Source organism: Methanobacteriaceae archaeon (assembly GCA_013403005.1).
Taxonomy (GTDB): Archaea; Methanobacteriota; Methanobacteria; order Methanobacteriales; family Methanobacteriaceae; genus Methanobacterium.
Genome location: JACBOA010000001.1, coordinates 268,720 through 294,825, shown reverse-complemented (window position 1 = coordinate 294,825; position 26,106 = coordinate 268,720). Strand labels below are relative to the sequence as shown.

At 38.9% G+C, this 26,106-nt stretch carries 18 protein-coding genes and 1 CRISPR repeat array (1 of these 19 only partly in view); of the genes, 10 read left to right on the top strand and 8 right to left on the bottom strand.

The window, feature by feature from the left end:
* Window positions 1-4,794: direct repeats of the CRISPR family, unit length 30 nt; unit sequence GCCAAAATCAGACTATTTTAGGATTGAAAT; it reaches 2,312 nt to the left of the window's first position.
* Window positions 4,795-4,930: 136 nt separating this feature from the next.
* The 5 genes from HVN35_01400 (at window position 4,931) to prf1 (ending at window position 12,492) form a co-directional block, all read left to right on the top strand.
* Entirely contained in the window at window positions 4,931-5,806 is an 876-nt protein-coding gene (locus HVN35_01400) for a hypothetical protein (protein NYB51208.1), read from the top strand.
* Window positions 5,807-6,212: 406 nt separating this feature from the next.
* Window positions 6,213-8,969 (top strand): phosphoenolpyruvate protein kinase, encoded by a 2,757-nt coding sequence (locus HVN35_01395; GenBank protein NYB51207.1) that lies wholly within the window; start codon window positions 6,213-6,215, stop codon window positions 8,967-8,969.
* 61 nt (window positions 8,970-9,030) lie between these two features.
* Window positions 9,031-9,915, top strand: a complete 885-nt coding sequence (locus tag HVN35_01390; protein ID NYB51206.1) for a hypothetical protein — start codon at window positions 9,031-9,033, stop codon at window positions 9,913-9,915.
* Window positions 9,916-10,699: 784 nt separating this feature from the next.
* Window positions 10,700-11,077: a DUF2283 domain-containing protein gene (locus HVN35_01385; protein ID NYB51205.1), complete on the top strand. Its 378-nt coding sequence runs from the start codon at window positions 10,700-10,702 to the stop codon at window positions 11,075-11,077.
* Between the two features lie 185 nt (window positions 11,078-11,262).
* Complete coding sequence (prf1, locus tag HVN35_01380) at window positions 11,263-12,492, top strand: peptide chain release factor 1 (GenBank protein ID NYB51204.1); 1,230 nt, start codon at window positions 11,263-11,265, stop codon at window positions 12,490-12,492.
* An 87-nt stretch (window positions 12,493-12,579) separates the two neighbouring features.
* Here prf1 and HVN35_01375 read toward each other — a convergent pair whose 3' ends face one another.
* From HVN35_01375 to HVN35_01345, 7 genes are all read right to left on the bottom strand, one after another.
* Window positions 12,580-13,179, bottom strand: a complete 600-nt coding sequence (locus tag HVN35_01375; protein ID NYB51203.1) for an orotate phosphoribosyltransferase-like protein — start codon at window positions 13,177-13,179, stop codon at window positions 12,580-12,582.
* A 296-nt stretch (window positions 13,180-13,475) separates the two neighbouring features.
* Window positions 13,476-14,429: a Gfo/Idh/MocA family oxidoreductase gene (locus tag HVN35_01370; GenBank protein NYB51202.1), complete on the bottom strand. Its 954-nt coding sequence runs from the start codon at window positions 14,427-14,429 to the stop codon at window positions 13,476-13,478.
* Window positions 14,426-15,298, bottom strand: coding sequence for a hydroxymethylbilane synthase (gene hemC, locus HVN35_01365; GenBank protein NYB51201.1), 873 nt, complete (start codon window positions 15,296-15,298; stop codon window positions 14,426-14,428). The genes HVN35_01370 and hemC overlap by 4 nt, the downstream gene beginning before the upstream one ends.
* Before the next feature lie 209 nt (window positions 15,299-15,507).
* Window positions 15,508-17,040 (bottom strand): coenzyme F430 synthase, encoded by a 1,533-nt coding sequence (gene cfbE, locus HVN35_01360; protein NYB51200.1) that lies wholly within the window; start codon window positions 17,038-17,040, stop codon window positions 15,508-15,510.
* Window positions 17,037-17,876 (bottom strand): NAD(+) kinase, encoded by an 840-nt coding sequence (locus HVN35_01355; protein ID NYB51199.1) that lies wholly within the window; start codon window positions 17,874-17,876, stop codon window positions 17,037-17,039. Before HVN35_01355 ends, cfbE begins: the two co-directional genes overlap by 4 nt.
* A complete protein-coding gene (locus tag HVN35_01350; GenBank protein NYB51198.1) occupies window positions 17,876-18,715 on the bottom strand; it encodes a bifunctional fructose-bisphosphatase/inositol-phosphate phosphatase in 840 nt (279 codons plus the stop codon). Before HVN35_01350 ends, HVN35_01355 begins: the two co-directional genes overlap by 1 nt.
* A 151-nt stretch (window positions 18,716-18,866) precedes the next feature.
* The gene (locus HVN35_01345; GenBank protein NYB51197.1) at window positions 18,867-19,310 is read right to left on the bottom strand and encodes an arginine decarboxylase, pyruvoyl-dependent; all 444 of its coding nucleotides are present in this window, start codon (window positions 19,308-19,310) and stop codon (window positions 18,867-18,869) included.
* Window positions 19,311-19,540: 230 nt separating this feature from the next.
* On the opposite strand from HVN35_01345, the gene HVN35_01340 reads away from it, so the two are divergent.
* The 5 genes from HVN35_01340 (at window position 19,541) to HVN35_01320 (ending at window position 25,329) form a co-directional block, all read left to right on the top strand.
* Window positions 19,541-19,930 carry a translation initiation factor IF-5A gene (locus HVN35_01340; protein NYB51196.1) on the top strand — a complete coding sequence of 130 codons (390 nt, stop codon included), beginning with the start codon at window positions 19,541-19,543 and terminating at the stop codon, window positions 19,928-19,930.
* A gap of 51 nt (window positions 19,931-19,981) precedes the next feature.
* On the top strand, window positions 19,982-20,866 hold the full coding sequence (gene speB, locus HVN35_01335) for an agmatinase (GenBank protein ID NYB51195.1): 885 nt from the start codon (window positions 19,982-19,984) through the stop codon (window positions 20,864-20,866).
* A gap of 328 nt (window positions 20,867-21,194) precedes the next feature.
* A complete protein-coding gene (locus HVN35_01330) occupies window positions 21,195-22,427 on the top strand; it encodes a TIGR00300 family protein (protein NYB51194.1) in 1,233 nt (410 codons plus the stop codon).
* A 259-nt stretch (window positions 22,428-22,686) separates the two neighbouring features.
* On the top strand, window positions 22,687-24,345 hold the full coding sequence (ade, locus tag HVN35_01325) for an adenine deaminase (protein NYB51193.1): 1,659 nt from the start codon (window positions 22,687-22,689) through the stop codon (window positions 24,343-24,345).
* A gap of 105 nt (window positions 24,346-24,450) precedes the next feature.
* Window positions 24,451-25,329, top strand: coding sequence for an MBL fold metallo-hydrolase (locus tag HVN35_01320; protein ID NYB51192.1), 879 nt, complete (start codon window positions 24,451-24,453; stop codon window positions 25,327-25,329).
* Between the two features lie 150 nt (window positions 25,330-25,479).
* On the opposite strand, the gene HVN35_01315 is transcribed toward HVN35_01320, so the two are convergent.
* Window positions 25,480-26,097 (bottom strand): DUF447 family protein, encoded by a 618-nt coding sequence (locus tag HVN35_01315; protein ID NYB51191.1) that lies wholly within the window; start codon window positions 26,095-26,097, stop codon window positions 25,480-25,482.
* Between the last annotated feature and the right edge of the window lie 9 nt (window positions 26,098-26,106).

Here is a 26,106-nt window from a genome sequence, read left to right as displayed (position 1 = left end):
TGCCAAAATCAGACTATTTTAGGATTGAAATTTACTCCACGCATAAATAGTAACTACTGCATTTAAGCCAAAATCAGACTATTTTAGGATTGAAATGGGACCCAACGGCCAGAATTGCTATAAAGAACACCGCCAAAATCAGACTATTTTAGGATTGAAATTCTTTTAAGCACGGATAATATATTAAAATTAAAAAGCCAAAATCAGACTATTTTAGGATTGAAATAGAAGATTGGGCTATTCGCCAAGGATTTATTTACAAGCCAAAATCAGACTATTTTAGGATTGAAATCATCACACTAGTAAAGATGGATTTTTTAACCATATTTGCCAAAATCAGACTATTTTAGGATTGAAATTGTTTTTAGTTTTATGTTGTTTTTTTGGGTGTAGTTTGCCAAAATCAGACTATTTTAGGATTGAAATAATGTAGATGTATTGAATGTTAAAATAGGTGAATTAAGCCAAAATCAGACTATTTTAGGATTGAAATTTTACACGGAACATAAAGCCAGCTCCATCGGGATTATGCCAAAATCAGACTATTTTAGGATTGAAATATGGATATTATGGTGGTTCAGACAAAACACAAACCGCCAAAATCAGACTATTTTAGGATTGAAATAGGAGTTGATAGTTATGGGTGATGAATGGGAAACTCCGCCAAAATCAGACTATTTTAGGATTGAAATACATCTGGAATTCTAGATTATGGAACTAAACCAGCTCGCCAAAATCAGACTATTTTAGGATTGAAATATATACTAGGATTATATATCAAATATAAAATTTTAGAGCCAAAATCAGACTATTTTAGGATTGAAATAAAAACATAGGATAAGATGGTGATATTATGCTAGGAGCCAAAATCAGACTATTTTAGGATTGAAATATAAAATCCTAAAAATCTACAACAAATACGAAAACGGGCCAAAATCAGACTATTTTAGGATTGAAATGTACAATAATTTAATGTTACATCTAATCAATAATTAGCCAAAATCAGACTATTTTAGGATTGAAATTAAACACCACATCTTAACCATAAAGATGGATTTTTTAGCCAAAATCAGACTATTTTAGGATTGAAATCGGTTTGAGTGTGAGTACTGTGGGGACCACGCATCTGCCAAAATCAGACTATTTTAGGATTGAAATTTATATACAACTACTAATAATTATGGATTTACTAAAAGCCAAAATCAGACTATTTTAGGATTGAAATGATATGTACCGGTGTACTGACTGTGATTACATAACAAGCCAAAATCAGACTATTTTAGGATTGAAATTATTATATCTAAAATTTTATATTTGATATATAATCGCCAAAATCAGACTATTTTAGGATTGAAATTTAAAAGAAACAAGATGAACAAGTTCGACATCCCCAGCCAAAATCAGACTATTTTAGGATTGAAATGAATCTAATATCTTGAAAACCACAACTCTAACTAAGCCAAAATCAGACTATTTTAGGATTGAAATTCCTTCATTTGAAAGATCAATAACTATTTCACTCATGCCAAAATCAGACTATTTTAGGATTGAAATCATGCTATCTATGTGGTGTATGGCACAAGCCCCCACGCCAAAATCAGACTATTTTAGGATTGAAATCAGTGAATGTTGGGGTTCATGCGGGATACAGTATGCGCCAAAATCAGACTATTTTAGGATTGAAATTTATTTGAGGATGGGCGCATATTAACTGGTAATCCTGGCCAAAATCAGACTATTTTAGGATTGAAATTTAACCCATTACATTAAAAATATAATTATATGGTTGGGCCAAAATCAGACTATTTTAGGATTGAAATCAGCGTACCCCCTTTCCTGGACGCTGGGTGGAACAAGCCAAAATCAGACTATTTTAGGATTGAAATCGACTGGGCATACGGTGGCTCAACATACTCGACTGACGCCAAAATCAGACTATTTTAGGATTGAAATATACATGGATTCATGCTTTTGGGTTACGGTTTCAAGCCAAAATCAGACTATTTTAGGATTGAAATCCACTCCTGAAGATATTATTCTCTTGAAACAGATTAGCCAAAATCAGACTATTTTAGGATTGAAATTTTAACATTCCTCCTTTTCATATTCATCTAAAATACGCCAAAATCAGACTATTTTAGGATTGAAATTGTAGAATCTTTTACTGTCATTGTTAAGTGAGGGGGCCAAAATCAGACTATTTTAGGATTGAAATATCAACAGGTCTCTCATTACGAAACTCAGATAGAAGGCCAAAATCAGACTATTTTAGGATTGAAATACATTATCCCGCATCTGGTCGGTTGTTGGTGTTAAGTGGCCAAAATCAGACTATTTTAGGATTGAAATAATGATTGGAAAATTGCGAAGTTAATTATGAATACTGCCAAAATCAGACTATTTTAGGATTGAAATGACATTCCTCTACTATCCCTTCAGGGATATAGGTTACGCCAAAATCAGACTATTTTAGGATTGAAATACCTCATGAGGCAAAGGGTCTTCCAAACTAAATTCGCCAAAATCAGACTATTTTAGGATTGAAATATCATTTTATAAAAAAATTAAAAAAAATTTTAGTGGGCCAAAATCAGACTATTTTAGGATTGAAATTCCCCTGTGTTGTTACCGGGTGTTACGACTTTTAAACGCCAAAATCAGACTATTTTAGGATTGAAATAACTTTTTTTTAAACCCATGCTGCGTTTGTTTCCCGCCAAAATCAGACTATTTTAGGATTGAAATCCGGTTGCTGTGAAACTCGTAGTTGCAATACTCGTCGCCAAAATCAGACTATTTTAGGATTGAAATGTGTAATTAGACGCTGTTGATGTCCCTGTGTCAAGCCAAAATCAGACTATTTTAGGATTGAAATAATATTACTAAAAGAGGTGATTTAACATGGCATGGAGCCAAAATCAGACTATTTTAGGATTGAAATCGAAATGGCTGAGTAGAAATCTATTTAGATTTCTATAGCCAAAATCAGACTATTTTAGGATTGAAATGTGGAAATCTTCGGTGTGAAAGGGTTTAAAGCAAAAGGCCAAAATCAGACTATTTTAGGATTGAAATATTACTTCCCGTAAAATTCATACCCCCAACCAAAGCAGCCAAAATCAGACTATTTTAGGATTGAAATTTTGTTTATTTTTTTGTGGGGAGGGATTGGGATAAGCCAAAATCAGACTATTTTAGGATTGAAATTAATTTTTGAATATAATATTCCTTGTTATCCTATTTGCCAAAATCAGACTATTTTAGGATTGAAATTTTTCCCTTTTATATCCCCCCATTGTGTTGTAGGGGGCCAAAATCAGACTATTTTAGGATTGAAATTACGGCTTATGTGCAGCGTGGTGGTTGGAAGAATTAGCCAAAATCAGACTATTTTAGGATTGAAATGATGATACGGTGGTTGCATTGACCTTCACACCTTCGCCAAAATCAGACTATTTTAGGATTGAAATTGGGATAGTAGATTATTGTGGTAATGGTTTGCTGATGCCAAAATCAGACTATTTTAGGATTGAAATTCATCATCAACGGCAAACGCCACATAGAATTCGAAGGCCAAAATCAGACTATTTTAGGATTGAAATGTGCCAGCAGTGGAAAAGCTATATGGGCATTAGAGCCAAAATCAGACTATTTTAGGATTGAAATATGTTATTGCAATGGAATCAGCCAGTGCCAGCAGTGGCCAAAATCAGACTATTTTAGGATTGAAATGTTGCAGTTACTGGGACTGGTGATTGGCAATGGGCAGGCCAAAATCAGACTATTTTAGGATTGAAATGAATATTCAGTTGAGGCGGCGGTATGAGAAGGAGTTGCCAAAATCAGACTATTTTAGGATTGAAATTCACCATCACAGGAGAGGAAAGTTATCAAGGATACCGCCAAAATCAGACTATTTTAGGATTGAAATCTACTTTCATCTTTTTATTAGGACGTTTAGGAGGGCGCCAAAATCAGACTATTTTAGGATTGAAATGATTTTGAGGGTGATGTGTCTAAACGAATGGATCAGCCAAAATCAGACTATTTTAGGATTGAAATTTGCGTATGTAGTAGTGCATGATATCTGCAAAGGAGGCCAAAATCAGACTATTTTAGGATTGAAATTTAGAGGGTAAAAAGAAAAGAATAGATGATATTTTAGCCAAAATCAGACTATTTTAGGATTGAAATTCTGGAAGTCTATGGGTTCACTCTGCAAAGCAAAGCCGCCAAAATCAGACTATTTTAGGATTGAAATTAACTAGCATATGAGTTGATCATTATGGGTGTGAATGCCAAAATCAGACTATTTTAGGATTGAAATTGGATGTTACAGGCCAACTGACAATGCTCTTCAATAACGCCAAAATCAGACTATTTTAGGATTGAAATGTGAAAACAACAAATCTTTTCCCTTCTAATTCAAAGCCAAAATCAGACTATTTTAGGATTGAAATATTGGGTACGATACATAATAAGGTGATTATGTTATGGCCAAAATCAGACTATTTTAGGATTGAAATATGACATCGAGATCAACCCCTTCTGCTTTTTCAATATCGCCAAAATCAGACTATTTTAGGATTGAAATGAACATACAGTTTAAAACACACTGGGAATGGGATTGAGCCAAAATCAGACTATTTTAGGATTGAAATATGACATCGAGATCAACCCCTTCTGCTTTTTCAATATCGCCAAAATCAGACTATTTTAGGATTGAAATAAGGACATGGAGAGGCTGGGAAGACCGGTACAAAGGGCAAAATCAGACTATATTATGATTGAACTTCTCAATTTCCAATCTCAACTTATACCCCTTATCAACCAATTTAAGCACTTTAACTCATTAAACCTAAACTGTTACCATAAGATTCCAAAATTTTTATTTAATTAGAGCGCCCCATATTAGTATGGGGGGTTGTATATGGCCGATTTCCAATGTCCGAAATGTGGTGCCCTGAATGATAAATATGCGGTAGAATGCACAAATTGTGGGATTAGATTTGCATTAATCGACACGGAACTATGTGAAGACAGAAACTTTTATTTTTACGGGGAATATGATGATTATCTGGAAGATTTGGAGAAAAAGGGATATGATGATTCCTCAAGAAAAATGGAAAATCTTGAAAACAAAGTGGCTTTTTTAATAATAATCATCCCCGTGGTAGCAGGCCTTCTAATATCCCATAAAGTTTTTGTTTTTTCATGGACCTACGCTGTAATCGTAGGTTTGCTGATGGTTGGAATTTTCATCCTATTAGAAGTCCTTGATAGAAGAGTGGTTAAACCTCCCGAGAAAATATTTGAAGCCAGTGCCCTGAATTTCTGTTTCAACTGCCGCTACCGAAGTATTGGAGGTCAAGAATTCTGCCCCCTCTGTCTTGAGAACTTTAAAGGTGTAAATAAGCTGATCATGTTGCCACATGTAGATTTGGTATTTAAAGATGAAACCCTGCGAGTCTACTCCAAAAAATCTGGAGGAAGTATGCATTCTCATGATGTGTGGGGAACTGCGCAAACTGGTTTTTTCACAGAATATGACCGGGATAAGATATATGATCACAGTTTCTATACCAAAAAATCCCTTTTTTCTAAAAAAGAAACTTTCCACTTTAGTTTCCGCTATGACTATCCTGTTTTAGAATACTACTGGGATTACCTTACCCTCAACAGACGAACAATACCTAAAGGTTTATGGGATCCGACAAAAAATCACGAGGTTCAAAGAGAAATATGGGATTTCCAAATATCAGAAAAAGCCATGTACGAGATTCAAGACTATTTAGTTTCATTATAGGACGATTATTCCCTATTCATTAACTGCTGATTTAAAGAGAAATAAAGGGACTGTAAAGTTATTAGAGGGTTGAAGAGGCTAGTAAAAAATATTTTTTTGCTTAATATGTCTCCTTCTGGTTAAAAAAAAAAGATGATGAACAAATTTGAATAATATATAAACAGTCCTCCCCATTAATTTTGAAATAACTTATAAGATAATACTCTGGATGAGCATAGAAGTTATTCTTCTTCAATAAACTTTAAAATCAGCATATTTTCTGAATATAATGAAATGTTAAAATTGAAGATTAAACCCAGATTATCAATCCCAGAGTTAAAGTATATATCTAAATTATTCATGATTAATTAATATAGAATCTGTTCCTTTAATTGCATTTTTTTGATTATCCCTGGATAATGATACTATGGAAGTTAAAAGTAAATACGTGTTAGATCTCAAAGATCAGGATCTTACCCTGGAAAGAGGGGGTGGGAAAGCCCTGAACCTGGCAAAAATGTTAAGATCCGGCTTTGAAATTCCTCCAGCACTGGTTGTTTCGGTAGATGCCTACGACCTTTTTATTAAAAATGAATTAGAAACTAAGATATCAGAGATACTGGACTCTATTAACTTTGAAAGCGAAAATTCCATCTCCAGAGGGTGTTCTTCCATAAGAGACCTTATTAAGAAAGAAGAATTACCTCATGAATTGTACTCAGAACTCCAGGAAGAAATAAAAGCCCTTCCTGAAGGATACTATGCAGTAAGATCATCCGCAGTGGCTGAGGACCTGGAAGATGCCAGTTTCGCCGGGCAACTGGACAGTTTTCTGAATATAAAAAAAGAGGATATTCTGGATAAAGTTGTTGATTGCTGGGCTTCCTACTGGACTGATCGTGCGGTTAAATACAGGCACGATTCTTCCATCGGACATCTGGACACCGAACTGACTGCTGCAGGGATAGCAGTTCTGGTTCAGAAAATGGTCAATGCCCAGATCAGTGGGGTGACCTTCACTGCCAACCCGGTGAACGGGACTGATGAAATTGTAATTGAATCCACTTGGGGCCTTGGTGAAGCCATTGCCTCGGGAATAGTCACACCAGACATTTATGTCCTAGAAAGAGACGGAACATTGAAGGAAAAAACCATCAAAACCAAAAAGAAAGGATACTTCCTAATCAACGGTGAAAATACTTTAATTAATATTGATGAAGAAAAAAGGAAAACCCCAACTCTCAATAACGAAATCCTCAAAGAACTGCTGGATATTGCAATCAAGCTTGAAGAATTCTTTGGAGTGCCCCAGGACATTGAATGGGCCCTTGAAGGTGAATATAATCCGTCAGGAGTGGGAATAAAAAAACCAAAACCCTGCAAAATTTTCATACTCCAATCACGCCCTGTAACCACCCTCACCGATGATTTCAGTAAGGATGACGATGATATTTTATGGACACGGGCTTACGGGGATGAATACTGGGCTGATGCCACCACACCCCTCTTTTATGATGTTATGGGTAAAATGCTCACTGATTATGTGAACCACGAAGGTGCCAGGATTATGGGTTATAAAGAAATAACTGACACCCCACTCTTAAAACTTCATAAATCACGGGTTTACTTCAACAGCTGGGTCCTGGAAAAAGCCTTTTCATATTACCCTAAATTCGCCCGGTCCAAAGAGTTATTGAACTACTTTCCCCTGGAAGATCAGGAGCGCATATCCCATTACCCTTCCATACTGCACAAAACCTTACTCTCCCAGTTTTTAGTGGCTATCCGGGACCCGGATGGTATGATGCACCGCACAGATAAAGCCTACCGAAAATGGGCAGAAGGTTTCATGGAAAAATGTGAATCATTCGACAAAACCAATTTAAAGGCACTGAGTGATGAGGAGCTTTTAGAACTCTATGATGATATTGAAACCAGGGGGATTAAGCATTACCGGCTGATCAGATACGGTATGGTTTCTCATTCCATTGCCACCAACCTCATGGTTAAAAACTGGCTGGTGAAATGGCTGGATGATAATGATGGATCCCTTTATGCTGGTTTAATTTCCGGATTAGATGATAATAAAACTGTGGAAATGAATATCCGATTTTCTGACCTGGCCAAACTTTTAAAGGAAGATCATGAACTATTGCAAAAAGTAAATTCAATAAAGGACATCCGCTCCCTGAGTGCATCCCAGATTTATGAATTAATCTCTTCCCATCCCCAATTTAGAGAAGAATTTGATTTGTTTATTTCTGACTATGGACACCGTTCTAATACCCGTGAAATATTATACCCCCGCTGGAGGGAAGACCCGGCCTATGTGTTGGAAGTGGTTAAATTATTATCATCCTCAGATTTAGACCTGAGAAAAAAAGAATTAGAAAGCCAAGAAAACAGGTTGAAAACCGAAAAAGAAGTTTCAAATAGAATAAAAAAACTTAGAGCCGGATTTTTCAAGGAAAAAGTATTCAGGATTGTTCTGAAATTAGCTCAGACCTACCTGACATTCCGGGAAAATCAGAGATTCTACCTGGACCATCTCCTTTTCCGTCAGAGATTGATGCTCCGGGAGATGGGAAAGAGACTGGTGGAGAGGAATATTCTCCAAAAAGTCGATGACGTGTTCTTCTTATACGAAAAAGAATTATTCACCCTCTTCAATCCAAAAAATCTTCCAGGGGGTTCAGCAGAAAATATAAATCAAAATAATTCCCTTGAAAATGAAAACATCCCTTCAGAAGTGGGGGATATGATTCTGGAAAGGAAAAAAGAATTTCACCGCTTTAAATCATCCCTACCCCCAAAATTTATTAAAAACGGGATTGAATTTGATGACACAGTCACTGAGGACCATCAAAATGCAGTTTACGGTGCGGCAGCCAGCCCCGGAACCTTCACCGGCACTGCCCGGGTGGTGGAATCCATTGAGGAACTATCACAACTGGAAGAAAATGAAATTCTCATCACCAGTAACACTGACCCTGCCTGGACTGCAGTGTTCTCAAAGGTGGGCGGCCTTATCACAGAAACTGGTGGCATCCTATCCCATGGAGCCGTTATTTCACGTGAGTACCGGATACCTGCAGTCACTGCAGTTAAAGGAGCCACCGAAATTTTTAAGACAGGTGAAAAATTAATAGTGGATGGTAATGAGGGAGTGGTTTATAGACCCTGAATAAATTTTAAATTGCTCAAAAAAATAATCAACCCCCAGAAACTGATGAGGAGTCAGGATTATGAATTTTGATCTGGAAAATCTGAAAAAACACCCGGAATGGAATGAGAGCTATTACTTTAATTTTCATGATAAAAATAATGATTTAACTGCCTTCATGCGCATTGGAAACAAAATCAACAAAAAGGAAAAATCCATGTTTTTCTTTTTAATGTCTCCAGATATGGTGGCTGGAATTAAGTTAGAAGCCCCCTATGATAGTAATCCATTGAGCATTGCCGGCCTGGATTATGAAGAGCTAAAAGAGGGTAAATGGAGACTTAGATATGATGGTTCCATTTTCAACCCGGTTGCTGAAGCTCCTCAAGAATTTAAGGTTAAAATGGATGTAACCTGGGAAGCTTTAAACCCCCTGATGAATTATGAGGACTGTGTTGATGAAAGGCAGGCTGAATTATCATCCCAGGTGGCATCAGAACACTACGAGCAGTTTGGAAGAGCAGGGGGAACAATTGAAATCAACAAAAAAACCTTGGAAATTGAAGCCCTGGGTGAAAGGGATTACAGCTTGGGGGTGAGGATGTGGGGCTCTCCTCGGATGTGGATGTGGATTAACTCCGCCTTTTCCCAGAAGGAGGCCTTTAATATAACCAAACTCTCAGTGGATGAAGGAGATATTGATGCGGGATACTTCCATACCAGTTCAGTGAACCATCCCCTGGTAAAATCAGAAATAGATGTTAAATACCATAACCAGATTCCATCCACCTTTTCCATGATCTTGTCTGACAAAAATGGTTCCCAGTATGCCATTGAAGGAGAAGTAATTAGATATGGAATGATTCCAGTTGATGACCGGATGATTCTCATAGAAACCCTGTCCAAATATGACTGGGAGGGTAAAGAAGGTTATGGTGTGGCGGAGTTTTTAGTTCCCAGAGGGTAATGATTGGATGTGGCGATTAAATGCACAATGATTATTATTATCATCCAAAAAACATTAATTCAGTAATTTGTGGGAAAAAAATCCCACAACTGAACTTTCAACGTCATAATCAGGGTAAATTTTCTGTATTTTAAAAATTCCAGAAATCATTCGCCAAAAAATTTCTAAAGCAATGTTCTAGATCCTCTAAACTTTCATCAAGTTAAGTGTGCATACTCTTTCTTCAGGATAAGCATATTTAAAGTTTTTATAATGATTAGATTAACTTAATACTCTAATTTCAATTATACCTGTTTCTTCAAGATTTCAAATACTATCAATCTGCAAAAGCTTAATAGAAATTCTAATCTTTTCCTCCACTAAAAAATAGCTAATTAAGTAGGTATGAATAAAGAATACTTAAATCGTGCTTCACCCATTAATTTTTACTCATTGAGGCGTGTTTTTGTCATGGTTAAGGATTTATGATAGTTTGGTCAAGTTCGGGATATTTTATGTGAGATAGATCTAAATGTGGATGAGGCAAAGATTATAGAGTCAAAACATGGTATGAAGTCTTTTGATTTAAGATCTGCTTTTTTAAAATCGTGAGATTGTTTATGACTCTTTGATAAATAATAAGCCTGTTTTGATAGGTAAATCTGATTTCAACTCATTTAAACTGATTTATGAACATCCTGAAAAACATGGAGCAGAATTTTATTAATTATAAGTTCGGATGATAACGAAAATATTTTATTAGTTACGGTATATACCCATAGTAATGACAGGAGGATCAGGCCCTATGAAAGCCCATAATTCTTTTGAAGTAAATTATAACTATGATGGAGAGGTAGATGCACTATTTATTCATCTTAAAAAAGATTTCTCTTATGCTACTTCTGTTGAATTAAATGAAAATGTGATTCTTGATTTTGATTCAAACAGCCTTCCTGTTGCACTGGAAATATTAAATGCTTCTAAAATTCTAAAAACCACAAAATTTTCCTTGAGAAATATTCAGCAAATAAGAATGAGAGTAAATGTTGATTGTAGGTCCATCAGTCTCAAATTAAATCTTACTGTAGCGATTCATCATATGAATCAGACTCAGAAGGTTAACACCTTTACTTCTAATGATATTGGCATTCCTTCTATGCACAAAGAGTTAGTAACTGCATAGTTTGGAAATGAAACTTTTCTTTTACTTATTAATAGAAAAGCTCTAAATATTTCACCATACAAAATTTTAAGGTAGAATTGTAGGATGTATATTTTGAGGTAAATTGGATGGGTATCGGCCATCTAAGAATCACTGAAAATTAACATTCTTTTATAGAATTATTCCCATTTCAGGAGAGATATTCAATGTCAGAACCATCATCTACAGAACTTTACGAGGTTAAAAAGACGCTCAAAGAACTTTCAGATAAAAAAGGAAGGGGAACAGAGTTGGTGTCTGTTTACATTCCCCCTAATAAGCAGATCAGCGATGTGGTAAAGCACATGCGAGAAGAACTCAGTCAGAGTGCTAATATCAAGAGTAAACAGACAAAAAAGAACGTTCAGTCTGCTATTGAAGTTATAATGCAGCGTATGAAGCTTTTCCCCAAGCCACCTGAAAGGGGTCTGGTCCTGTTTGTGGGAATGATTCCCAAAGGAGGGCCGGGCACAGAAAAGATGGAAACCTATGTTTTCGAACCCCCGGAACCTGTTCAGACCTACACCTACCACTGCGACTCCCAGTTCTACCTGGAACCCCTTCAGGAAATCCTGGAAGATAAGGAAATCTATGGACTGGCTGTTATAGACCGGAAAGAAGCCACCATAGCCCTGATGAAGGGTAAAAGAATTGACATAGTGAAAAACATCACCAGCGGAGTTCCAGGTAAACACAAAGCAGGTGGACAGTCGCAGAGGCGTTTCGACCGATTGATTGAACTGGCAGCTCACGAATTCCTGAAGAGAATAGGAGAACATATGAATGAAGCCTTTTTAGATGTTGAAGGGCTTAAGGGAATTATAATTGGTGGACCGGGGCATACTAAAGAGGATTTCGTTAATGGGGATTACCTGCACCATGAGATCAAACAGAAGCTCATCACCACTGTGGACACCTCCTACACTGGAGAATTTGGTATCCGGGAAGTCATAGATAAATCCATGGATGTTTTAACTGAAATAGACATTATGAGGGAAAAAAAGCTGGTCCAAAGATTTTTAACCGAACTGGTGGATGAAAATGGCCTGGCCTCCTATGGTGAGAGAGAAGTCAGGCAGAACCTGATTAACGGTGCAGTGGAGGTTTTATTGCTCTCTGAAGATCTTAAATCCAAGAGGTACACTTACCAGTGCACTTCGTGTGGTGCTGAGGAAGTTACAACCATTAAAGATGGGGTTGAAGCTCAAGATAAAGCCTGTGACAAGTGTGGAGATACCATGAAAGCCTCTTCTTCTAAGGATATAATTGAGGAGTTTGTGGATATGGCTGAAGAGGTGGGTTCTGAGGTGGAGATCATATCCACCGAGACCGAGGAAGGGATGCAGCTACTCCGGGCCTTTGGTGGTATTGGAGCCATATTAAGGTACCGAGTGTAACTAATATGTGCCAGTGATGATTATTAGCAGTTATAAGGTTTTTTTAATTATTTTAAAAGTTCAAAGTAAAGTATATTAAAGTTTAGACTAACCCAAACGACTAACCCTTATCAGAGACTCCACTGGAACCTTTTCCACTTCTAATAATCCTTTCTTGTCGATTAAGACCACCGCAGCCAGTGGCTCTGCTTTCAGGTTTCTGAAAACCTTTATTGCCTCACCAATGGTGCCTCCGCTGGTTATGACATCATCCACTATTACCACCTTTTTCCCCTCAACAGAAGCGAAGTTGCTGCTTACAGCTCCCTTAGCATCTTTTCCTTTGCGGTGTTTAATGGGGTGGAAAACTGCCATGTCTGCATCTAAAAACTGGGCCATCATGGTGGCAAAGGGTATTCCACTGACTGTAATTCCCACCACCACTTCCACATCTCCGTGCTCTAATGCCATGTCTGCCATGGCTGCGGATACGTAGGACATTCTGGTGGAACTACCCCCCAGGCTCTTCCAGTTAATGGCAAAATCAAGTGGTGCTTTTTCCTCTGTTTTTTTCTGGGTTTTGTCTGTTGCCTGGAGTATAAGCCACCGTGCAGTGTCTTTGGAAACATTGAGTTCGTCAGCTATCTCACCAGTAGTAAAACCTCTGCTTCTAAGTTCATGAGCCTTTTCAATTAGTTTCTGATCCATTATACCCCTCCAAATCTCTCAAAAACAACCATAGTTGGTCTCTAATTTAATTATGACAGTTTCTAATTCTTTTTTTAATAATGTTATGGATTTATTAAAAGTTATGGCTTTATTTAAATATATTTATTATGGAACCTGTTACAAAAATCTAGCTTTAAAGCGTGGGAAATCAATGATGAATCCAACCAGTTATGGAATCAAATTTATCAACCCAGAAGGGAATGTGTTTCCAATAATTTGTTGAATAGAATATTTGCAATCATTTGTGGAGTATTATAATTTATTTGTAGATTATTTTAATCGATGTCAATGTTCACTGGTATTTTTTCTCTGGCAGATTTCATGGCGGCAAGAACTGTTTTCAAGGCGTGGATCCCGTCTTCTCCTGTGATTTTTGGTTTTTCGTCTAGGATTATTGCATTTAAAAATGAGTCCAGTTCCTCCATTAGTGGTTCATGGTGAGGTACCCTGACTTTACGGGCGTTTTTACCATAAACCTCTACATTCTGGTCTATGTAGTCCAGTGAAATTATTCCATCAGTTCCTGTGACTTCCAGTTGCCTTTTCTTGTAGGGAGTTAACCAGTTCACCTCCAGCATACCGGTGGCCTGATTGTAGAATTCCATCATAATCTCGGCATGGTCCTCGAATTCACATTTTTCAAGGCGGCTGCCCACATGAGCGTAAACCCTGGAAACAGGGCTGTCCATAAGGTAGGCCATGACATCAACTTCGTGGATTGCCAGATCAATGGTTACCCCCACATCTTTGATTCGTGGAGGGAATGGCCCCACCCTTTTGGCAGAGACTGAAACTACTTCCCCTATTAACTTTTCTCGGAGGAGCTTTTTAGCCTCCAAAACTGCGGGGTTGAAACGTTCCACATGACCAGTTGCCAGTTTCACTCCTTGCTTCCTGGCGGCCCTTACCATGTCTTTTGCTTCTTTCAGGGTGAAGGCTATGGGTTTTTCCACCAGCACATGTTTTCCCTGTTCAATGGCACTCATCACCACTTCGTGGTGGTAGGTGGTGGGAACACAGACACTGACTGCGTCGATTTCTGGCATTTTCAGGATGTTATCATAGTCAACGAATCCTACAGTGTTGTATTTCTTGGATACTTCTGCCAGGGTGCCTTTCATAAGGTCGCTTACTGCCAGGAGATTGGCGTTTTTGAGTCGGGTGTAGACCCGGACATGGTTGTGGCCCATGGCTCCTACACCAATCACCCCCACATTTACCTTATTCACGAGCAATCCTCCCTCATTCGTCTGGCAGCTTCAAGACCAATTTTTTCATAGTCACTGGCAGAACCGGTTACAACTTGTTGGGAGAGAATTTCACCCTCACGGGTTAGTAGAATAGTTTTAAGCTCCATTTCATCTCCTTTAATTCTTGCACAGACTCCAAGAGGCCACTGACAACCCACTCCCAGTTCTTCGAGTACTTTCTTTTCAGCCATCACTTCTTTGTAGGATGTATCATGGTTTAAGGCATGTAAAGTCTTTCTTTTAGGAGTATCTTCTCTTGCAACTATGGCCAGTGCTCCCTGACCAGCTGCGGGAGTCATGTAATCAATTGAAAATCTTTGCTGGATGTGACTGGTTAAGCCTAATCTTTTAATACCTGCTTCAGCCATTAATGTGGCATCATATTCCCCGGATACGACTTTTTTTATCCTGGTGTCAATGTTACCCCTTATTGGTTGAATTTCCAGATTTTTCTGATGATACCTGCAAAAGGCTTCTCTCCTGACACTGCTGGTTCCCAGTGTGGATCCTTCGGGGAGTTTATCCCAAGTGTAGGGTGATACCAGCACTTCATGGGGGGATTCTCTTGGGGGTACAGCTATGATTTCCAGATCATCAGCCAGTTCACTGGGAAGATCCTTTAAACTGTGTACCGCAAAATCCACATTCTCTTCAAGTACTGCTTTGTCCAGTTCTTTGGTGAAAATTCCTTTAACATCCATATTATAAAGTTGAGAATCTTTTATTTTATCCCCTGTAGTTTTTATTATTTTTATCCCTATTTCATCATCTGTTATTTTTGATAAAGAATTTATAACATACTTGGTTTGAACCATGGCCAGACTGCTGCCCCGTGTACCTACCTGCAATGCATCATCTCCGAATGTGGCGAATCACTGAATTTAAGTCATAAAAGTTCATCATTAGATAATAAGCATGGTGCCTACCATAGCTAACTAAAGATTAAGAATCCTTAGTAGATTGATACTGTATGATCTTTAATAAATGTTGCCATAGATAAAATTCCCCACCAATCCTCACTAACATGGCGGATAAAATAGAAATACTCCTTTAAAGGCTATCTTCTCCTTAAATCAGCATAATTAGAACGGAAAATGAGTAAAATATTTAAAGCGCCTTTGTCACGAGCTTTATTAACTGCCTGGTCTATTTGACTGTGATAAATCAGTTTAGAATTCATTTTATCATTTATGCTCCTGCCTAATTCTCCAGTTAGGATTACAGTGATCTCCTTACTGACCTGTTCCAGGTATTTGGAAAGTGATCTTTCATCAATTTCCTCGCATGTAACTCCGTAGCTTCCCCCCAGTACTAGGGCTGGTTTTTCATATTCCTGGATCATGTTAACTGCCTTTCGAACCGCAGTGACATTTATTCCAGGATTTATTTCTTCAAAAACCCGCACACCCCCGTGAGCAGCAAAATAATGATTGTTGATACTGGTTCTCCCTGGCAAACCTTTGAAACGTTCTAACCCCCGGATTATGGTTTCTGGATGAGTTCCCATAGATAATGAGGAACAAATTGCAGATAGAACATTTTCCAAGTGATAATCAGCAGGGGCGAAAGTGGAACACTCAAAAGAAGTGTTTATACACTTTCCATCTCTTGTTTTCAAATCACAGGCATTGACCAGAAATGAGGTTTTAAAAAGACCATAATTTACATGAGATACTGTTAAATTGGATCCTTCCTGTAGGGAGTAGGTATTCGTCTTCTGATCTAGAGTAGGGGAATTAGAACTTTGGGAATAAATGTTCTGGTAGGAATCATGGTCACAGACAACTAGTTTACTTTCAAACATCTGTGCTTTGGCTTTACTGGCACAGCTTTTTTTCTGGGCTATGGAGTAATCCTCGGCAATGTTGGTGATAACTCCCACCTCAGCCAGGCCAGTTCCTCCTAGGGAACTTTCAAATATGCATAAACCCACCCTGAAATTTTCTTTCTGTGAAAATTCTTCTGCCAGTTTCCAGGCAGTTATGATGCTGGCTGGAGTTATACTGATGTCTTTCAGAAGATTAATCACCCTTCCATCCTTTACTATTTCAACACCAAGACTGCTTAATATAAGGGGATTTTCATCCCGGTATATTTCCTTGAGTATGGCTACTGCACTGGTTTTTCCCTTCACACCAGTGACTTCTATTACTGGCACCCTGATTCTGTCCTTCAAAAGGTATCTGACTGCCTCATGGTGTGTCATGTGCACAGGGTAGGGTATGTTACAGTGCACCGGAGCAACCACCAATAATTCATCATTTTTAGCTGTTCTTAAGGGATTCGCTTCAAATCCTGATTTTCCCCCATCAAAGATAGTGGATCCGCCACTTTCAAAAGAGAATGACTCATCACCTTTTCCAGTGCCAAATGTGTTAGTTTCTGGGGGATTTTTGAATTCTTCTTGTGAATATTTATCTAAAAATGAAGCATCAACCAGCTGAACATTCTGATCTTCCAGTGCTGCCTTCTCTTCAGAGGATAGGGTATGGTATATATCCCAGGCGAAAACTTCAAAGCCTTGCTTTTTGGAGAATTCACTGGCCAGTACGGCTCCCCCATGGGTGGTATCAACCATCAGAACTTTCATTGGTTTATTCCACCCTGAGTTAATTTTTCTCTTACTTTACGATAGAAATCTTTGGTTAAACGCACAAAGTAGGCGCAGTTTTCTGATTTGCGGAAGGTGATCTCGTCCATGTAGTTTATTTCCTCTTCAAACTGACCATCAATCACTGCAATGGCCTTTTTACCTTCTCTTAATAGTTTGACCTTTATTATGCTTTCATCTGAAACTACTGTGGGTCTGGATCCTAGTTTAAAGGGGCATATAGGGACTATTATAAACGCTTTCACCCGGGGGTCAATGATAGGTCCCCCTGCAGACATGGAATAGGCTGTGGAACCACTGGGGGTGGCAATGATCAGACCATCGGCACGTAGCTCCTCCACAATCTCATCATCAACACTTACCTGAATGTGGAGCATTTTAGCTGGCTTACGGGTCATGAGAACCACTTCATTTAGGGCGGGGGGTAACTCGTGATTGTGCCATACTAAGAGCTGATTTCTCCTTTCCACTGAATAATTCCCGGCAAGAACCTCTTCTAAGGCATTGAAAGCATTTTCAGGATCTATCTCAGTTAAGAAGCCCACTGTTCCCATGTTAATCCCTATGAGGGGGATTTTTTTTCCGCTGATGTAACTCTGGGTGCGGAGTATGGTGCCATCTCCCCCTACAGCCACCATCATATCCACCTGCATATCCTCCAGTGCACACTGTTTATCCTGATATCTGCCCAGTTCTTGGGCTAGAGGTGTATCCAGAACAATGTTAACTCCTCTTTTTATCAAAAAATCAGCCAGTTGACCTGCTAATTCTACGGCCTCTTTAACATCGCTACGGGCCACCAGTCCCATCTTCATTAGATCCCCTCCACTATACTCATTATTTCACCATGAATAACCTGGTTACAAGTGGCGATCAGGGAAGTTTTCTCCAGGACATCTAATTCTCCACTCAAGGCCTGGCCGAAACGATCCGTAACCACCCCTCCACTTTCTTCCAGGATCAGCTTGGCTGCGGCCACATCCACCAATCTTAAGTTGTTCCTGACATCAACAAAGGCGTCGTAAGTCCCATCAGCAACATAAGCTATTTCTATGGCCACTGCTCCCAGAATTCTCATTCTCCTAACACTTTTACAAAGATTTTCTATTCTCCCCATGTTCATTCTGTAAACATAAGCCCCCAAAGATACGTGGGATAAATCTTGTTTAGAAGATGGTGTTAGATTTTTCCCATTAATTGAAGCACCTTTACCCTTAAATGCTGTGTAGAGATCATTTGTGGCGTAGTTTTTTACAAATCCCATTTGTATATCCTGAATGGTTAGTCTGCCATTGTGTTCAGGGGGGACTGGTGCCACTGCCACTGATATCCCATAGGCAGGTATATTCTTAAGTGCATTGCTGGTCCCATCAAGTGGATCAACCACCACCACCACCTCTGGTTGGCCTTTGCCTATATTAACTTCGCCAATTTCTTCACTGATCAATTTTAAAGGCTTGCCAACACTCTGGAGGATTTCTATAACCTTTTGTTCTGCGATGATATCGATTCTTGTGGTTGGTGTTCCATCAGCCCCCATTTTAACTATTTCTCCCCCTTTTTCAGACCCTATGAATGGTGATATTGCATTTTCAGTTTCTTCAATTAGCTCCTGGCAGATTTCATTCCAAAATTCCTGAGTTTTATCATCCATCATATCACACCATCTCCTTGGGCCTTTAATAAGACTTTATCCCCTTAATTTCATTAAATTATGATATATTCTGCTCAATCCTGGGAATAATTTAATTATCCTTTTTCATTAATACGTGCCCCATTCAACTTAAGATCCTAAAAATCTGTACTTATTTTAGATATACCAGTGCTGCCACTGCCACTGCCTCTTTTTTTACTTTATGACTTTCATATTGTATGATGATTTCCCTTGTGGTAAGCCCCCTCACCTGCATCATATATTTAACCATGGCCTCTGCTTCCTGTTTAATCTTTTCAGGGTCCTGGTTAATGCCTGAGTGCTCCACTACGCATCCGAAGTCATTGGAAGTTGCAACTGCCAGTGCTGCAGTTATCAAATCTCCTGGTTGGTCTGAATGTGCCGAGGCCAAGACACAATTTACCATTTCACCTTCTTTAATAGGGGGAAGTTCCACTATCTCTGTGTCCCGGGGTAGTATGCTGGAAACTGGTATGAGATTCACATCCCCAATTCCTGCATCCAGTAGGGCATTGTCAAAGGCATTTAGTCGTGTGGGTCCTTCAGATTTTCCAGAGGTTATTGACACTTTCATCATATCACTTATTATTTCACTTAAAAATTTAAATAGGGAAAAAAATATAGGCATTCCTATATCAGAATGAGATATCTATAAATATATTTATACCCCCTGTTAGATTATTAAAAAAAAGATTTGAAAAAAGGTTATAATTCAATATTAATGTTATAGATTCTTTTTCTAGTTTATAAAAATCTAAGGATCCCATGGGATCTGATTTTATATGTAATACGGAGGTAAAAAGCATGTCAACTAAGGTTGTGGAAGTTAAAACGCTTAAAGTAGGTAAATATGTGGTATTGGATGGTGAAGCATCTAAAATTGTGAATATTCAGACTTCATCCCCTGGAAAACACGGGGCAGCGAAGGCCCGTGTTGATGCCATTGGAATTTTTGATAATCAAAAAAGAAACCTGGTTAAACCAGTAGATGCCAAAATCGAAGTCCCCATTATTGACAAAAGAACCGCCCAGGTACTGGCTCTGATGGGTAGCGATGTTCAGCTCATGGATCTGGAGACCTATGAAACCTTTGAAGTGCCCATACCCGATGATATGCGTGATGAGCTTATTGAAGGGGCTGAAGTAGGCTACATCGTGGCCATGGGTAACAAAAAACTCATGAGAGTTAAATAAAACTCATGAAAATAAATCTTTATTTTTGAAAATTGATGAGGATTTGGATAAATGTATCTTTACACTGAAAATCCTCTAAAATTTGCTTTTTCTAAGGATTTAAACACTGCACTTTCCACTGATAACCCTGGTTTCGGTATTCTGGGTGTGCCCTTTGACAGTACCACCACCTACCAATCAGGGGCGCGTTTTGGTCCTTTTTTTGTGAGAGAATCTTCATACAACTTCGAGAAATACAACCTATTCCTGGATAAAGTCATGGATGCAAATGTCTTTGACCTGGGGAATCTGGAAGTTGTTCCTGGAAACCTGGAAAAAACCTACCAACACCTGGAATCTGTGATATCTTCCATGTCAGAAGACGGTTTAATCCCCTTAACCATTGGCGGTGAGCACAGCATCAGTTATGGAGTTATAGATGCTCTTCACAAGCGAGATGATCTTAATACACAAGATATTACCCTGCTGCATTTTGATGCCCATATGGATCTTAGAGACGATTATATGGGGGAGAAATACTCCCATGCCACAGTGATGAGACGGGTGCATGAAAAAAACCCCAGCAGGATAATCCAGATGGGTATTCGTTCTGCTTCTTTAGAAGAAGCAGAATTTGCCCGGGAGAATGGTATTGATTTTTACTCTCCCCAGGAGATAAGGGAAGACCTCCGCCAGATGGAAAAAATTATTCACCATATAGATGGACCCATCTATGTAACCGTGGATATGGATGTTCTGGACCCTGCTTTCGCTCCCAGTGTAGGAACACCAGCTCCCTGCGGTATAAGCCCCCAGGAACTGGAAAGCCTGATTTTTCAACTCAAAGGAAAAGAAGTGGTTGGATTTGACGTGGTTGAAGTTTCATCCACATCCATTGGAGATGTTACATCACATAACGCGGCCAAAGTACTTTTAGACTTTTTATTTCTGGTGTGAATTTGAATAAAGGCCTAATTTTCCCATAGATTATTATTTTAAGATGTAAATACCCATAAATATAAAAAAATATGGAAATGAATATTAATAATATGATTTGTTTAAATTTCTATTAAAATCACCGGAAAAATAGCATTCTCTGTGTGAAATTTTCACAGATACCCCCTATATAAATATTTATAGATAAGCACCCAATTATAGATTGCCACTTGAATCTGTGAAAATCTTTGAATATTAAGATTTACACATTTACGCACATCCTAAAATAAACTGATAACAAGTTATTTCTTCAAAAGCTCGGCTGAATTGGATTAGGAGGAATTATATAATGCATTCAAGAGAAGTTAAACTTTCCGGACATATTATCGACTCCCTCACCCTACCCAAAGCCCTGGATCTCATCATGGACATGGGTGGTGATTTCCAGATACTGGAATTTGAGGTGGGTAAAAGGAAAAAAGACACCAGTCATGCTAGGATCAAGGTTCAAGCTGAGAATGAACTCCTTTTAGGTGAAATTCTGGATGAGCTGGCAGAAATTGGTGCCATGGTAGTGGAGATTCAGGAGGTGCAGTTAGTTGCTGCCAGCAAAGATAAAACACTCCCTAATGACTTCTATTCTACCACCAATCATCCTACCTTTATCCGCTACCAGGATAAGTGGATACCTGTGGAGAACATAGAAATGGACTGCATGATTGTAGTTGACCCCCAGTCCGGGAAGGCCCTTATCAAACCCATAGGTCGGATTAAAAAGGGCGACCTGGTGGTGGTGGGTCGTGAAGGGATAAAAGTAATGGCACCACAACGGCCCCGTGGCAAGAAAGGAGTTTTTGAATTCATGGGAAGTGGGGCGTCATCAGAAAAACCCCTTAGAACTCTCATAAAAAGTCTGGCAAAGGAAATAAATGAAATTAAGGATCGTGGAGGTAAAATTGCACTGGTTGGTGGGCCTGCCATCATACACACCGGATCTGGTCCGGTTCTGGCTGAAATGATCCGGGAAGGACTTATTGATGTTATCTTTGCAGGTAATGCACTTGCCACTCATGATATTGAAAGTGCATTGTACGGAACTTCCCTTGGTATCTGTTTAAAGAGTGGGGATGCTGTGGCACGAGGACACCGCCACCATATATATGCCATCAACCAGATAAACCAGGCCGGCTCTATCCAGGGTGCAGTTGAGCAAGGTATTCTTAAGGAGGGGGTTATGTATGAATGTGTGAAGAACAATGTCCCCTTTGTGCTGGCAGGTTCCATAAGGGATGACGGACCTCTGCCTGATGTTATTACTGATGTTATTGATGCCCAGGATGAAATGAGGAAATATGTTCAGGGTGTGGATATGGTGCTGATGATTGCCACCATGCTCCATTCCATAGCCACTGGAAACATGCTCCCCTCCAAGGTTAAGAGCATATGTGTGGATATTAACCCTGCAACTGTCACCAAGCTTAGTGATCGTGGCAGTGCACAGGTACTGGGCATTGTTACTGATGTGGGAGCATTCCTACCCATGCTTTATCATGAAATCAAAAAGGTTAATGGAAAGAATTAATCATACCTTGAATGTTTTTTTTGCTTTCAAGAGAAGATGAAAATATACCCTTAACCTAATATCCCATTTACTTGGAAATAAAGCACTCCCTACCCATTGACTTAAAAAAATCCACTCAATTAACCAAATCCCTGAAAAACATCCAAAAATTAATAAATTACCTTTGATAGCTCACTCACGTTACTTATATGTTACAATCTCGTGATATCCCAGACTGTATTACCTGAATCCAGACATAAACCTGAATAGGGGGAATGTGATGATTAGAGGAAACCTGGTTAACCTTTTCAGCGAAGAGATAAATCCTGCAGAGATTGAAATAAAAAATGGGCTTATAAAATGTGTAAGGGAGGTTAAGGGTAGTTTTAAAAATTTTATCCTCCCAGGTTTTATTGATGCCCATATACATGTTGAAAGTTCAATGCTCACTCCCTCACGTTTCGCTGAGGCAGTTGTTCCCCATGGGACAACAGCAGTGGTGGCTGATCCTCATGAAATCGCCAATGTAATGGGAATGACAGGTATTAAATACATGATGGAGGATTCTGAGTCTGTTCCTCTTCGTTTTTTCTTCACTGCCCCCTCATGCGTCCCTGCCACTTTCTTTGAAACCTCAGGATCAGTTCTGGGTCCAGAGGAAATTGATGAACTCCTTCAAATGGAGGGTGTGGTGGCATTAGGAGAGATGATGAACTTCCCAGGAGTTATAGGGGATGATCCTACTGTTTTAGAGAAAATAAAAATTGCTAAGAATCATCGGAAGCCTGTTGATGGTCATGCACCTCTCCTTAGAGGTCATGACTTGTGTAAATATGTTGGAGCGGGTATTTCCACTGATCATGAATGCAGTCAACTGGAGGAAGCTATGGAGAAAAAACGGCTGGGAATGAAGATTATGATCCGGGAGGGATCCTCAGCCAAAAACCTGGAGGAGTTGTGGAGTGTGGGTGGTGATTTCCTGGTGTCTGATGATAAACATCCCGAAGACCTTCTGAAAGGCCATCTGAATGACACACTTAAAAAAGCTGTTCAACTGGGTACAGACCCCCTTGAAGCCATCCGAATGGTTACCTTTAACCCTGCATCCCATTATAACCTTAATAATGGTTCTATTTCCCCGGGTAAAGCAGCTGATCTGGTCATAGTTGATGATCTTGAAAATTTCAATGTTTTGAAGGTTCTTATCAACGGTGAACTCGTGGCCCGGGATGGTAAGCCACTATTCCAGGTTCAACCCGCACCGGTGCAGAATTCTTTTAACTTAACTGAAAAGAAAGCGGATGAGTTTGATATAAATTGTAACCTTAAAATAAATGTTAAATCACGTTCTGAAACTCTTAAAATTTCTAGACAAGCTGAAAAGGTATTAGTTAGGGTGATTAAGGTTATTGAAGGTCAACTTCTAACTGAAGAAACTGAAGCTGTTTTAGGGGTTTCTGATGGAATAATCAATCCTGATATTGGTCAGGATATCCTTAAAATTGCAGTTGTGGAAAGATATGGGCATAATCATGTTTCGAATGCCTTTGTACATGGTTTCGGACTTAAAAAAGGAGCAATTGCCTCCAGCATTGCCCATGACTCCCATAACATCATCGTGGTGGGCACCAGCAGTCAGGATATGGCAGAGGCTGTGAATAATCTCACCAGGAATAGAGGGGGGCTGGTTGCAGTGTGTGATGGGAATATTCATTCCCTGAAATTACCAGTAGCAGGCCTAATGAGCATGAAAGGTGCTAGTGAGGTTTCTTCCAAACTTAACCAGTTACATGATTTGGTTAAGGATATGGGTTGTAAACTGGCTTCACCATTCATGACCATGTCTTTTATGGCCCTACTGGTTATCCCCAAACTTAAAATAAGTGATCAGGGCTTATTTGATGTGGAAAGTTTCCAGTTTGTTGATGTTATAAAATAAATCATTTCCTAAATAAATCCCCCTCCTAAAATCCATTAACTAGAGTGCATTTAAAAAAAAGCATTGCAATTAATCCATGAATAATAATCTTAATGGGTGTTTTTTATGAAAATTGTTCCTCTGGCCTTTGAAAGCATGGGTGTGCGCTCCATGGCCACCTTCATTGAAACGGACCAGAAGATACTGGTGGATCCCGGGACATCCATCGCCCCGAAAAGATTCGGATTCCCACCCTGGAAGGATGAATTCGATGCTTTACATGAAACTCGATTTCAAATACAGAAATATGCTGCTAAGGCAGATATTATAATTATAAGCCACTACCATCATGATCATTTCACTCCCTTCAGTCTGGGTAGATATCTTGACTCCTCACCAGGGTATGCTGAAGAAATTTACTGTGACAAAAAACTTTTCATAAAACATCCCACATCCCAAATAAATAAAAGCCAGCAAAAAAGGGCTCGCGACTTTTTAGGGAATTTGAAAATCCTGGGAAACCGTGACATCCATTATGCTGATGGAAATTCCTTTAAAATTGGAGAGACTTTAATTAGATTTTCAAATCCACTACCCCACGGTGCTGCAGGAAGCAGGATGGGTTTTATAATCACCACCACCATTGAGTGGGAGGGTGAAAAGGTAATGCATGCTTCTGATGTGCAGGGACCAATCTATGAAGATACCAGGGAGATGATAATTAACTTGAAACCAGATACCGTGATTTTAAGTGGTCCTCCTACCTATCTTGAGGGTTTTGCCCTGGAAACTGAGGATCTTGAGAAAGCCCGTGCCAACCTTATAGAAATCGCCCGAGAAATACCACTGGTGGTTGTGGATCACCACCTGTTAAGAGATATTAACTGTTTCGATTTTATTGAGGCTGTTAGGAGAGATTCTGGTGGGAAAATAATGGTGGCATCAGAACTTCTGGGAAAAGAACCTTATTTATTGGAAGCAAGGCGGAAAGATTTCTATTATTAACAATACCTTTATTTCCATTCTATACTAAGTTATGTTTTTGTGCTCAGCCCTATAAATTCCTTTTTTTGAGTTTTACCCCTCATTAATTTCCTCTTTTGGTTTTTAACTCAACTTTTTTATGCTAAATAATGATGGTAAATAAAAGAATAATCATTTGTCCTTTAAATATTCCAAAATCATCTTCATTGCTTTTTTATGGTTTTCTCCCCCAACTTTATTCACCACCCTGGAGATTTCATTGATTTTTTCCAGGTTTCTTTCCTTCTCTTCTAGAGAAACAATTCCAATCCTACTTGAATACACTAATGCCTCGATTATGCCATAAATAGCCCTGTTTAAAGGTTCTGCGCAGGGATTAATTTGTACAACATCTTTAACACTGGCTGTGACAATATTCATGATGGAGGGGCCCATTTGATCCTTCCTCTCTATAATCCTTTCGTGAACAACTTCAGCCTTGAAAAAAGCATCAGCTCCTTTAAGGGAAAACCCGTTATCCTGAATTTGAAATTCTCCACTCTCAAGATTTCCTATGGTTGACTGGACAAACAAAAGGGGATCTTTTAGTATATTAACATGAAAACTCTTCTCACGTCTCACATTCAGATAAGTTTTCGACCCTTTGAATAGATAGAGAACGATTTCATTTTTGTCTTTGCATAACACTCCAATAGGTGCGGCATTAGGTGTTCCATCCCTGTTTCGGGTGGTGACAATGGTTTCATAGAGGAGACCTTTTTCCATTCCCAAAGAATAAAGATTTAACATTTTTTTGAC